Here is a 13,648-nt window from a genome sequence, read left to right on the forward strand (position 1 = left end):
CTACCGCGAGGACTTCAACACCTCGCGGAGGCGCTCGGCCAGGTCACGGACAGTGGGCTGGCGCAGCAGGCTGTAGTGGTCACCCGGCAGCAGGTGCCGCTCCAGCCCGTCGCCCACCAGCGCCTTCCAGCCGCCGTCCTCCGGCAGTTCCTCCGCGTCGTCCGTGGCCTTGAAGAGCATCACGTGCTGCTGCGTGGCCTTCGCATCGTAGCGCCGCGAGGCCAGCAGGTTCGCCTCGAACACCCGGAACAGGGCACGCACGTGCTCGGTGTCCGTTCCCGGCGGCAGGGCTCCGCTGATGGCCGCCGCGCGCAGCAGCTCCTCCAGCATCGCTTCCGGCGTCATGCCCGCCAGCTGCTCCAGGTCGATGGGCAGCTCCGTCAGCGACGCGCCCATCAAGTCCCTCGCGAACATCAGCGCCAGCTGCAAGCGGTCCGGCTCCGGCTGCGCCGCCACGGACACCGCCGGGACGTACGAGTCGATGAGGACCAGCTTCGCCACTTCTTCACCCATGGCGCGCAGCTGCCGCGCCATCTCGTAGGCGATGACGCCGCCCATGGACCAGCCGCCCAGGAAGTAGGGCCCGGAGGGCTGCACGGTGCGAATGGCCTTCACGTACTCGGCGGCCATCTCCTCCACGGTGCCCAGCGGAGGCGTGGTGCCGTCCAGGCCGCGGGCCTGCAGGCCGTAGAAGGGCCGCTCCGTGCCCAGCAGGCGCGCCAGTTCCGCGTAGCTGAGGACGTTGCCGCCCACCGCGTGCACGCAGAAGAAGGGCGCGGCGGTGGAGGTGGAGGCCGTGCCGAAGGGCACCAGGGGCGAGTGCGTCCCGGAGTCCTCGCGGCGCAGCAGCGTGGCGAGCTGCTCCACCGTGGGCGCCTGGAAGAGGGCGGCCAGCGGGAGGTGCCGGCCGGTGGCCTGACGCATGGCCGCCATCAGGCGCACGGCCAGCAGCGAGTGGCCGCCCAGCTCGAAGAAGCTGGAGCGCACACCCACTGGCTGCACGCCGAGCACCTGCTCCCAGACGCGCACCAGCGTCAGCTCCAGAGAGTCCCTGGGGGCGACGTAGGTCGAGGCCGGCGTTTCCTGGGCCTGGGGCGCGGGCAGGGCCTTCCGGTCCACCTTGCCGTTGGCGTTGAGGGGCAGGGCGGCGAGGGAGACGAAGGCCGAGGGCACCATGTACTCGGGCAGGTGCTGCCGGGCGTGGGTGCGCAGCGTGGTGGCCAGCTCCTCGGACTCCGGAGTCGCCCCAGGCGCCGTCACCACGTACGCGACGAGGCGCTTGTCGCCGGGCACGTCCTCGCGCGCCAGCACCACCGCGTCCTTCACCGCCGGATGCGCGCGCAGCACCGTTTCGATTTCACCCAGCTCGATGCGGAAGCCGCGCACCTTCACCTGGAAGTCCAGTCGGCCCAGGTACTCCAGCGTGCCGTCCGCCCTCCAGCGCGCCTTGTCGCCCGTGCGGTACATGCGCGCACCCGGCTCGGTGCTGAAGGGGTTGGGCACGAAGCGCTCGGCCGTAAGGGCCGGGCGTCCGAGGTAGCCCCGGGCCAGACCTTCACCCGCGAGGTACAGCTCTCCGGGCACGCCCAGCGGCGCCATCCGCAGCCCCTCATCCAGGACGTAGGCCTGGGTGTTGGGCAGCGGCTGGCCGATGACGGGCGTGGTGACGGACGAGTCCTGCACGCTCCACGTAGTCGCGTACACCGTGGCTTCGGTGGGGCCGTAGGCGTTGACCGCTCGCGTGCGCTGGGTGCGGGACAGGGCCTTCCAGAGGGAGAGGTCCATGGCCTCACCGGCGCAGACCACCATCTGCGGCACGTGCGGGGCTTCCAGCAGTCCCGCCTGAAGCAGCAGGGTGAGCTGGGCGGGAGTGCAGTCGAGCACGTCGATGCGCTGCTGCTGCACCCAGGCCAGCAGGGCCTCCGGGTCCTTGCGCGTGTTCTCCGACAGGAGGCACAGGCAGTGGCCGTCGGCGAGATGGAGGAGCTGCTCGACGGAGACGTCGAAGTAGAGCGGCGCGTTGAGGCTCAGGCGCAGGCCGGAGGGCAGGCCGGCGTAGAGAGAGCGAGCAGTGGCCGCGTGCAGGTGGAGCACCGAGCGGTGCTGCACCATGACGCCCTTGGGCGTGCCCGTGCTTCCCGACGTGTAGATGACGTACGCCAGGTTCTCCGCGCGGGCGGAGGACGGCACGTCGTGCTCGGGCAGGGCCGCCAGTCGCGCCGCGTCGGTGTCGAGCAGGAGCAGGTGGCGGACCTCCGGCTGCCACGCGTCAGCGAGGTGCTGGACGGTGAGCAGCACGGCCGCGCCGCTGTCCTGGAGGACGAAGGACTTGCGCTGCGCCGGAGCCGCCGGGTCGACGGGCACGTACGCGCCCCCGGCCTTCAGCACCGCCAGTAGGGCGATGAGGGCCTCGGGCGTGCGCTCCAGGCACAGGCCGACGGTGACGTCCGGCCCCACCCCCAGCGTGCGCAGGTGATGCGCGAGCTGGTTGGCGCGCGTGTTGAGCAGCGCGTAGCTGAGCACCGTGGTGCCGAACTGCACGGCGGGAGCATCCGGCGTGCGGCGCACCTGCTGCTCGAAGAGCGTGTGGAGGCAGGCGTCGCCCTGGAAGTCCGCGGCGGTGCCGTTCCACTCGACCAGCATCCGCTGGCGCTCCGTGGCCGTCTGCAGGGGCAGGGCGGACAGCGGAACCTCGGGCGCGGCCAGGGCCTTCTCCAGCAGGAGCTGGAAGTGGGCCATGAGGCGCTCGGCGGTGGTGCGCTCGAACAGCTCGGTGCTGAAGACGAGGCCGCCCTGGTAGCCGTCCGGCGTCCGCGTCAGGCCGAGCTCCAGCTCGAAGCGCGCGGTGGTGTGCTCCACCTCCACGCCCCGAATCGTCAGCTCCGGCAGCGTCAGCCCGGCGTCCGGCGTGTTCTGCAGGACGAAGAGGGCCTGGAACAGCGGCGTGCGGCCCAGGTCACGCGTGGGCTGCAGCTCCTCCACCAGCCGCTCGAACGGGACGTCCTGGTGCTCGTACGCGCCCAGGGTGGTGTTGCGCACCTGGGCGAGCAGCTCACGGAAGGTGAGCGTCGGGGTGAACCGCGCGGGCATCACCAGCGTGTTGACGAAGAAGCCAATGAGGCCCTCCGTCTGCGCGTGGCGCCGGCCCGCGATGGGCGAGCCCACCAGCACGCCGTCCTGACCCGAGTAGCGGTGCAGCAGGGACTGGAAGCCCGCCAGCAGCAGCATGTAGGGCGTGACGCCCTCACGCTGCGCCAGCGCGTCCAACGCCTGGCTGAGCGCCGCCGGCAGGTGCACGGAGACGCTGTCACCCGCGTGCGTCAGCGTCGCGGGCCTCGGCTTGTCGGTGGGCAGCTCCAACGCATTGGGCGCGCCGGAGAGCAGCTGCTTCCACCAGTCGAGCTGCGCCCGCAGCGTCTGGCCCTGGAGCCAGTCGCGCTGCCAGACGGAGTAGTCGGCGTACTGCACCGGCAGCTCCGGCAGGGGCGAGGGCATCCCGCGACGGAAGGCCTCGTACAGCGAGACGACCTCCCGCACCAGCACACCCGTGGACCAGCCGTCCGAGATGCTGTGGTGCGTGTTGAGCAGCAGCACGTACTCGGTCTCCTCCAGCCGGAGGAGCTGGGCCCGCATCAGCGGACCCGCGGCCAGGTCGAAGGGCCGCTGCGCGTCCTCGAGGGCGATGCGCATGGCCTCGGACTGGCGCTGCGCGTCGGACAGGCCGCGGAGGTCCACCACCTGGAGCACGCCGTCGCGGGCCGGGTGGATGACCTGGAAGGGCTCACCGCCTTCGGAGTGGAAGGTGGTGCGCAGGGCCTCGTGCCGCTGCACCAGCGCATCGAAGGCGCGCTGGAAGGCGGACACCTCCAGGGTGCCGGTGAGGCGCAGGGCGGCGGGCATGTTGTAGAGCGCGCTGCCGGGCTGGAGCTGGTCGAGGAACCACAGGCGCTGCTGGGCGAAGGACAGCGGGATGGGGCCATCCCGGCGCGCCTTCGTCAGCTCGGGCATGCGGGCGCCAGCGGTGGCGGCCTGGATGCGCTCCGCGAGGGCGGCCACGGTGGGCGCCTCGAAGAGGGTGCGCAGCGGCAGCTCCACCTGGAAGGCGGAGCGGATGAGCGCGACCAGCCTCGTCGCCAGGAGCGAGTGGCCTCCCAGCTCGAAGAAGTTCTCCCGGCGTCCCACGGCGGGCACGCGCAGGAGCTCACGCCACAGCTCCGCGAGGCGGCCCTCCAGCGGCGTCGCGGGAGGCTCGTGGGCCTCCGCGGACTGGAGCTGGGAGGCCTCCGGCGCGGGCAGCGCCTTGCGGTCCACCTTGCCGTTGGGCGTCAGTGGCAGGGCGGTGAGCGCCACGAAGACCGAGGGCACCATGTACTCGGGCAGGTGCTGCCGCAGCGCGGTCCGCAGGCCCGCGATGTCCACGGTGGCCGCGTCCGAGGCCTCGCTGGGAATCACGTACGCCACGAGGCGCTTGTCGCCAGGAGCGTCCTCGCGAAGCTGGACCACCGCGTCGTGCACCGATGCCTGTGCCCGCAGCGCGGCCTCGATTTCACCCAGCTCGATGCGGATGCCCCGCAGCTTCACCTGGTTGTCGCCGCGGCCGAGGTACTCCAGGCCGCCGTCACGCCTCCAGCGGGCCTGGTCGCCCGTGCGGTACAGCCGCTCGCCATTCCCGAAGGGACTGGGGACGAAGCGCTCCGCCGTCAGGTCCGGCCGGCCGAGGTAGCCGCGCGCCAGACCCTCGCCACCGATGAACAGCTCACCGATGACGCCCGTGGGCACCGGCGCCAGGTCCTTGTCCAGCACGTACAGGGACACGTTCGTCAGCGGCCGGCCGATGGAGACCTCGCGGCCGTCCGACAGGGGCTCGTTCGCGCAGGCCAGGTCCACCGACGTGGCCACCGCCGTCACCTCCGTGAGGCCATAGGTGTTCAGCAGCGGCACCGCGCTGCCCACGCGGCGGCGCCACTGCGCCACGCGCTCGGGAATGGCGCGCTCACCGCCGATGACCACCCACTTCAGACCCGCCGGCAGCTTCGCCTTGCCCTCGTCCAGGCTGGCCACGACTTCGTGCCAGAAGGCCGTGGGCAGGTTGAGCTGGGTGATGCCCGCCGCCTCCACCTTCGCGAGGAAGGCGTCCGGCACGTCGAGCATTTCCGGTGTGCGCAGCACCAGCGTGCCGCCGCGCGTGAGGCATGGGTAGATCTCCTCCGCGCTGGTGTCCCAGCTGATGGAGGCGAACTGGAGCACGCGGTCTCCCGGCGCCACCGGGAAGGCCCGCCACGCCGCCAGGGTGAAGTTCACCAGCGAGCGGTGCTGCACCACCACGCCCTTGGGACGTCCCGTCGAGCCGGAGGTGTACAGCACGTACGCCGCTGCCTCGGGAGGCACCACGATGCCGGTGACGGGCAGGTCGCCCGCGTCCGGCAGCGCGTCCACGTCCACCCAGACGCGTCCCGGTGCGTCTCCCAGCTTCTGGTGGAACGCTCCGCGCGCCACCACCACGCGAGCGCCGCTGTCCTCCAGCATGAAGGCCAGCCGGTCCGCCGGGTACTCAGGGTCCAGCGGCACGTAGGCGCCGCCCGCCTTGAGCACTCCCAGCAGCGACACCATCAGCTCCACCGAGCGCTCCACGCACACGGCCACGCGGGTCTCCAGCCCCACGCCCAGCTGCCGCAGCCGGTGCGCCAGGCGGTTGGCCCGGGCATCCAGCTCCCGGTACGTGACGGACGTTCCGCCGGCCATGACGGCCGGGGCGTCCGGCGTCCTCGCCACCTGCGCCTCGAACAGCGCGTGGATGCGGACGTCGGAGGGCAGCGCCTCGCGCGCGCCGTTCCACTCCACCAGCAGCCGCTGGCGCTCGTCGGACGCGAGCAGGGGCAGCGCGTCCACCCGGGCATCCGGCCGGGCGAGCACGCCCTCCAGCAGCTGGCGGAAGTGCTCGAAGAAGCGCGTGGCCGTGGAGGCGTCGAACAGGTCGGTGCTGTAGTTGAGCGTTCCGACGAAGCCCTCCGGAGGCCGGAACAGGTCCAGGCTCCACTCGTACAGGGCCACGCCGGTGTCCTCGACTTCCGCCGGGCGCACGGACAGGTCCGGCAGCACCAGCTCCGGCACCGGGGCGTTCTGCATGGCGAACATCGCCTGGAACAGTGGCGTGCGGCTCGCGTCGCGCGTGGGCTGCAGCTCCTCCACCAGCTTCTCGAAGGGCACGGCCTGGTGCTCGAAGGCGCCCAGGGTGATGTCACGCACCTGCGCGAGCAGCTCGCGGAAGGTGAGCGCCGGAGAGAAGCGGGCGCGCAGCACCAGCGTGTTCACGAAGAAGCCGATGAGGCCCTCCGTGGCACCCTGGTTGCGGTTGGCGATGGGCGAGCCCACCAGCAGGTCGTCCTGCCCCGAGTAGCGGTGCAGCAGCGTCTGGAACACGGCCATCAGCAGCATGAAGGGCGTCACGCCCTCGCGCTGCGCCAGGGCCTCCACCTGCTGCGTGAGCGACAGCTGCAGGCTCACGTGCAGCGTCGCGCCCTTGTGCGTGAAGACGGCCGGGCGCGGCTTGTCGGTGGGGATGTCCAGCGCGTGCGGCGCGCCGGCGAGCTGCTCCTTCCACCAGCCGAGCTGCGCCTCCAGCGTCTCGTCCCGCAGCCAGTCGCGCTGCCAGACGGCGTAGTCGGCGTACTGCAGCGGCAGCTCCGGCAGCGGCGAGGGCTGGCCGCGGCGGAAGGCCTCGTAGAGCGCCGTCAGCTCGCGCACCAGCACGCCCATGGACCAGCCGTCGGAGACGATGTGGTGCAGGTGGAGCACCAGCACGTGCTCGCGCGCATTCAGCTTCAGGAGCAGGGTGCGCAGCAGCGGGCCCCGCGACAGGTCGAAGGGCTGACGCGACTCCTCCGTCGCCAGGCGCACCGCCTCCGCCTTCTTCAGGTCGGCCTCGACAATCTTCGTCAGGTCCACCTTGCGAAGCGGCACGGACAGCGTCGGGACGATGAACTGGACGGGCTCTCCCTCCACGGAGCGGAAGAAGGTGCGCAGCGACTCGTGGCGGCGCACCAGCTCGTCGAAGCTCCGCTGGAGCGCGGACTCATCCAGCGAGCCCTCCAGCGTCAGGGCGAGCGGGACGTTGTAGAGCGAGCTACCCGGCTGCAGCTGGTCGATGAACCAGAGGCGGAGCTGGGCGAAGGACAGCGGGAGGTCGCGGTCGCGCGAGGCCTGGGTGAGGGCCGGGGCGCGGGTGCCGCGAGCGGAGGCGAGGCGCACGGCGAGGCCGGCCACGGTGGGCGCGGTGAACAGCTCGCTGAGCGGCAGCTCCACGTCCAGCGCGGCGCGGATGCGGGAGACGACCTGGGTGGCCAGCAGTGAGTGGCCGCCCAGCCGGAAGAAGTCGTCGTGGACGCCCACCTTCTCCAGGTGCAGCACCTCCGCGAAGATTCCGGACAGGCGCGTCTCCAGCTCGTTGCGAGGCGCGACGTACTGGTTCTCGGAAGCCGCCGGAGCCGACGGGGCGGGGAGGGCCTTGCGGTCCACCTTGCCGTTGGCGTTGAGGGGCAGGGCGGCCATTTCCACGAAGGCCGAGGGCACCATGTACTCGGGCAGCTTCTGCTGCACGAAGGCGCGCAGCGCCTCGGTGTCCACGCCCGGCGTGGCCGGCACGAAGTACGCCACCAGGCGCTTGTCGCCCGGCACGTCCTCGCGCGCCACCACCACCGCCTCCTGAATGCCCGTGTCCTGGCGCAGCGCCGCTTCGACTTCACCCAGCTCGATGCGGAAGCCGCGCACCTTCACCTGGAAGTCGGTGCGGCCCAGGAACTCCAGCGTGCCGTCCGGCTTCCAGCGCACCTGGTCTCCGGTGCGGTACAGGCGGGCACCGGGCGCCGAGGCGAAGGGATTGGGGATGAAGCGCTCGGCGGTGAGGTCGGCGCGGTTGAGGTAGCCCCAGGCCAGGCCGTCGCCGCCGACGTACAGCTCGCCGGGGACTCCCGGGGGCACCGGCTGCAGTGCCGAGTCCAGCACGTACGCGGTGGAGTTGGAGAGGGGCCGGCCGATGGGGACGGAGCGGCCCACGTCGTCGCTCGACGTGAGGGTGTGCGTGGCGGAGAAGGTGGTGTTCTCGGTGGGGCCGTAGCCGTTGACGAGGACGGCACCGGCGGGCAGGCGGGCCAGGTGCTCGCGCACGCGCTGGACGGGCAGCACGTCGCCGCCAGCCAGCACCTGCCGCACCTTCGCCAGCGCCTCACCCTGGTGCAGGGCCATCTGCTCGAAGAGGGCGGCCGTCAGCCACAGGGTGCTGACGCGCTCCTTGACCAGCAGCGAGGCGAGGTCCTCCAGAGAGAGGGCGCCGGCCGGAGCCAGCACCAACCGCGCCCCGTGCAGCAGCGCGCCCCAGACTTCCAGGGTGGAAGCATCGAAGGCGGCGGGGGCCAGCTGGAGGACGACTTCCTCCGGGCCGAAGTGGATGAAGCGGCTGCCCTGCACCAAGCGCACGACGCCCCGGTGAGGCACGCAGACGCCCTTGGGGCGGCCGGTGCTGCCGGAGGTGAACATGACGTACGCCAGCGCGTTGGCGTCCACGCGCACCTCAGGCGCGGTGGCCGGCTGGGTGGCGATGGCGCTCCACTCCGCGTCGAGCAGCACGAGTGAGCCGCCGGCCTCCTTCAGCGAGCCGGTGAGCGACTGCTGGGTGAGGACGACGGAGACACCGGCCTCGCTCAGCATCCAGCCGATGCGCTCGGCGGGGTGGTTCGCGTCAACGGGGACGTAGGCGGCACCGGCCTTGAGGATGCCGAGCATGCCGACGATGAGCTCCGGCGAGCGCTCCACGCACAGACCGACACGGGCACCCGGACGCACGCCACGAGTGCGCAGGTAGTGCGCGACCTGATTGGCGCGCGTCTCCAGCTCCCCGTAGGTGACGGAGTGCGAGCCGGAAGCCAGGGCCACGGCACCAGGGGCACGCGCCGCCTGCCAGGCGAACAGCGTGTGCACGGGCGTGTCACGCGGGTAGTCCACCGCGGTGTCGTTCCAGGTGGAGAGCACCTGGACCCGCTCCTCGCGAGTGAGCATGGACAGCCGGGACAGCGGCAGCTCCGGCGATGTGACGGCGGCCTCCAACAGCGTGCGGAGGTGCTCGGCCATGCCAGCGATGGTGGCGCGCTCGAACAGCGCGGTGTCGTAGTTGAAGCCGCCGTGGAAGCCCTCCGCGGTGCGCTGGAAGGTCAGCTCCAGGTCGAAGCGGGTGACGCCGCTGTCCGGCTCCTGGGCGCGCATCGTCAGCCCGGGCAGGGACAGCGCGGGCATCGGCGCGTTCTGCAACGCGAAGATGGCCTGGACGAGCGGCGTGCGGCTCAGGTCGCGCGCCGGCTGCAGGTCCTCCACCAGCTTCTCGAACGGCAGGTCCTGGTGCTCGTAGGCGCCCAGGGTGGTGTCGCGCACCTGGGCCAGCAGCTCGCGGAACGACACGGTCTCATCCACGCGCGTGCGCAGCACGAGGGTGTTCGCGAAGAAGCCGATCATCGCCTCGGCCTCCGCGTGGCGGCGGCCCGCGATGGGCGAGCCGACCGAGATGTCGTCCTGCCCGGAGTAGCGGTGCAGCAGCACCTGGTAGGCGGCCAAGAGCAGCATGAAGGGCGTGGCGCCCTCGCGCTTCGCCAGGGCCTCCACCGCCTCGCTCAGCTCGCGCGACAGGTTCAGCAGCAGGGGCGCGCCCTGGAAGGACTGGCGCGGCGGACGCGGCTTGTCCGTCGGCAGCTCCAGGTGGGACGGAGCGCCCGCGAGCTGCTTGCGCCAGTAGCCGAGCTGCTCCTCCAGCACCTCGCCCTGGAGCCAGTCGCGCTGCCAGACGGCGTGGTCCGCGTACTGCACGGGCAGCTCGCGCAGCGGCGAGGGCTGACCCTGGCTGAAGGCCGCGTACAGGGCCGCCATCTCGCGCACCAGCACGCCGGTGGACCAGCCGTCCGAGATGATGTGGTGCAGGTTCAGCACCAGCACGTGACGCTGCTCCTCCACCTTCAGCAGGAGCGCCCGCACCAGCGGACCCGTGACGAGGTCGAACGGGCGGCGGGCCTCCTCGGTGGCCAGCCGCACGGCCTCCGGCTGACGCAGCGAGGAGTCCAGGCGCGTCAGGTCCACGGACTCGATGCGCAGGGACGTGGCGGGGTGGATGACCTGGAACGGCTCACCATCCTCCGCGCGGAACGTGGTGCGCAGCGCCTCGTGGCGGCGCACCAGCTCGTCGAAGCTGCGCTGGAGCGCGCCGACATCCAGCGTGCCCTCCAGCGTCATGGCCATGGGGATGTTGTACGCGCTGGCCCCCGCGCCGAGCTGGCCGATGAACCACAGCCGCTGCTGGGCGAACGAGAGGGGCAGCGCCATGCTCCGGTCCGCCCGGGTCAGCGGCGGCACCGCCCGCGAGGTCGCGGCGGCCTGCCCCTTGCGCGAATCCAGACGCTCGGCGAGCGCGGCCACGGTGGGCGCCTCGAAGAGGGCGCGCAGCGGCAGCTCCGTGCCGAACGTGGCGCGGATGCGCGCCACCAGCTGCGTGGCCAGCAGCGAGTGGCCGCCCAGCTCGAAGAAGCTGTCCTGCGTGCCCACGCGGCTGACGCCCAGCAGCTGGGCGAAGAGGTCCGCCAGCGCCTGCTCGGTGGGAGTGCTCGGGGCGACGTACCGGCCGCGCTGGGCCACCGAGGCGTCCGGCGCGGGCAGAGCCTTGCGGTCCACCTTGCCGTTGGTCGTCAGCGGCAGCACGCCCAGGTGCACCACGGCGGAGGGCACCATGTACTCGGGCAGCTTGGACTGCACGTAGGCGCGCAGCTCGGTGGGGTCGAGCGGGCCCGCGTCGCCGGTGACGTAGGCCACCAGCCGCTTGTCGCCCGGGGTGTCCTGGCGCACGACGGCCACGGCCTCGCGCACGCCGGGGTGCGTCAGCAGCACCGCTTCGACCTCGGCCAGCTCGATGCGGTAGCCGCGCACCTTCACCTGGTTGTCGATGCGGCCGAGGAACTCCAGCACGCCGTCGTTCCGCCAGCGCGCCTTGTCACCGGTGCGGTACAGGCGCTCGCCGGGGATGGCGCTGAAGGGGTTGGGGATGAAGCGCTCCGCCGTCAGGTCCGGACGGGAGAGGTAGCCGCGCGCCAGGCCGTCGCCGCCGATGAACAGCTCACCGGGGATGCCCGCGGGCACCGGCTGGAGGTACGCGTCCAGCACGTACACCTGCGTGTTCGCGATGGGCGTGCCGATGGGGATGGAGGTGCCCACGTGGGCCGCGTACGTCATGCGGTACGTGGAGGTGAAGAGGGTGGACTCGGTGGGGCCGTAGCAGGCCGTCACCGGAATCCCCAGCTCCTCCACCACGCGCCGGACGTGCGGCGCGGAGACGACGTCGCCACCCGTGAGCAGCTGGCGCACGCCGCGCAGCGCCTCGGGCTTGAAGTCCACCACCTGGGAGAACAGACCCGAGGTCAGGTGCAGCGTGGTGATGCGGTGCCGCTGGAGCACGCTGTCGAGCAGCTCCAGGTCGCTGGGCGACTGCGGCGGGAAGACGACGAGGCGGCCGCCGAAGAGCAGGGGACCCCAGACCTCCAGCGTCGAAGCGTCGAAGGAGATGGGGGCGATGAGGAGGAAGGTCTCCTCGGGCCCCAGGTGCGCGTACTTCGCGCCGTGCAGCAGGCGCATGACGCCGCGGTGCTCGACGGCCACGCCCTTGGGCCGGCCGGTGCTGCCCGACGTGAAGTCCACGTACGCCAGGTGCCGGGCCGTGACGCCGGACACGGGCCGCGAGCGCGGCAGCATGTCCAGGTGCAGGTCCTCCACCAGCAGGCACGGCACGGACTCCGAGACGGGCAGTCCCGTGCGCAGCGCGCGCGAGGTGATGAGCATCCGGGGCGGCGCGTCCTCCAGCATGAAGGCCAGCCGCTGCGCCGGGTACGAGGCATCCAGCGGCAGGTACGCGCCGCCGGCCTTGAGGATGGCCAGCAGCGAGACGATGAGCTCGACGGAGCGCTCCAGGCACACGGCCACCAGCGCATCCGGACCCACGCCGTGCAGGCGCAGCAGGTTCGCGAGCTGGTTGGCGCGCGCGTCGAGCTGCGCGTACGTCAGGCGCTGCTCGCCGAACTCCAGGGCGATGGCGTCCGGGCGCAGGGCGACCTGCTGCTCGAACAGGTGGTGGATGCACGCCTCGCGCGGGTAGTCCGAGGCGGTGTCGTTCCAGTCCAGCAGTACCTGCTGGCGCTCGTCCCGCGTCAGCAGCGGCAGGAAGGGCACCGGCAGGTCCGGCGAGGCGACGACGGCGCGGGCCAGCCCGGCGAGGTGCTCCGCCATGCGCTCCACGGTGGCCCGGTCGAACAGGCTCGTGGAGTACTCGAAGCGCACCGTCATTCCGCCGCCGTGCTCCCACATCTCCAGGCCCAGGTCGAACTTGGACGTGGTGGCGGGCACCTCCACGGAGGTGAGCTGGAGCGCCTGCGGGGTGGCGCTGATGTCCGGCGTGTTGATGACGTTGAGGCTGACCTGGAACACCGGCGTGCGGCTCAGGTCGCGCGGCAGCTGGAGCAGGTCCATCAGCCGCTCGAAGGGCGCGTCCTGGCGCGCGTAGGCGCCCAGGGCCTGCTGCTTCACGCGGGCCAGCAGCTCACGGAAGCTGGGGCCGCCGGACAGCCGCGCGCGGAAGGCGAGCGTGTTGACGAAGCAGCCGATGAGCCCCTCCATCTCCGGACGCGTGCGGCCGGCGATGGGCGTGCCGATGGCGAAGTCCTCCTGGCCCGAGTGCCGGCCCAGCAGGAGCTGGTAGAGCGCCAGCATCACCATGAAGGGCGTGGCGCCCTCCTTGCGGCCGAGCGCCAGCAGCGGCTCGAACAGCTCCTTCGGCCACTCGGCGGTGAGGCGGTCGCCCGCGTACGACTGCACGGCGGGACGCGGCCGGTCCGTGGGCAGCTCCAGCACCGGGACGCCCAGGAGGTGGTCCTTCCACCAGCGCAGCTGCTCCTCCAGCACGGCGCCTTCCAGGTACTGGCGCTGCCAGACGGCGTAGTCCGCGTACTGGATGGGCAGCTCCGGCAGCGGCGAGGGGATGCCCGCGCCGGCGCAGGCGTAGAGGACGGTCAGCTCCTGAGCGAGCACCATGTTGCACCACGCGTCGGAGATGGCGTGGTGGAGGATGAGACTGAGGACGTGGTCCTCGGGGCCCACGCGCAGCAGCTTCGCGCGCACCGGGCTCTTCGCCAGGTCGAAGGGCAGCTCGGTGTGCTCGTGGCACATCCGCATCATCGCCGCCTCACGCTCCTCGGGCGTGGCGCCGGGCACGTCCACCACCGGCATGGGCAGGCGCGCCTCCGGGTGGATGAGCTGCACGGCCTGGCCGTTGTCCGTGACGGTGTACGTCGTGCGCAGCACCTCGTGCCGGCGCACCAGCTCGTCCAGCGCGGCCTGGAGCGCGACGGGGTCCAGCGCGCCCTTGAGCCGGAAGTTGGCCGGGTTGTTGTAGGCAATGTTGCTCGGCTCGAGCTGCTGGAGGTACCAGAGCCGCTGCTGCGCGAAGGAGAGCGGCAGGGGACGGTCCCTCGGCGCGCGCGGAATCGGCGGCGGCGCGCCCGGCACGGTGGCCGCGCGAGGCGCCGGAGCCGCCGGGGTGGCCGGACGCGGCGCCGGGGGCGCGGAGGGCTTC

General features: G+C 72.0%; 1 protein-coding gene (running past one end of the window). It reads right to left on the reverse strand.

Annotated elements, in window-relative coordinates:
- Positions 1-13,648, reverse strand: the 3' end of a protein-coding gene (locus HG543_RS01775; RefSeq protein WP_169342868.1) for a non-ribosomal peptide synthase/polyketide synthase. The gene runs 29,753 nt beyond the window's last position; 13,648 of the gene's 43,401 nt are visible here — the last part of the coding sequence; its start codon lies beyond the right edge, outside the window; it ends in the stop codon at positions 1-3.

The sequence above is a fragment of the Pyxidicoccus fallax genome, from assembly GCF_012933655.1.
Taxonomy (GTDB): Bacteria; Myxococcota; Myxococcia; order Myxococcales; family Myxococcaceae; genus Myxococcus; species Myxococcus fallax.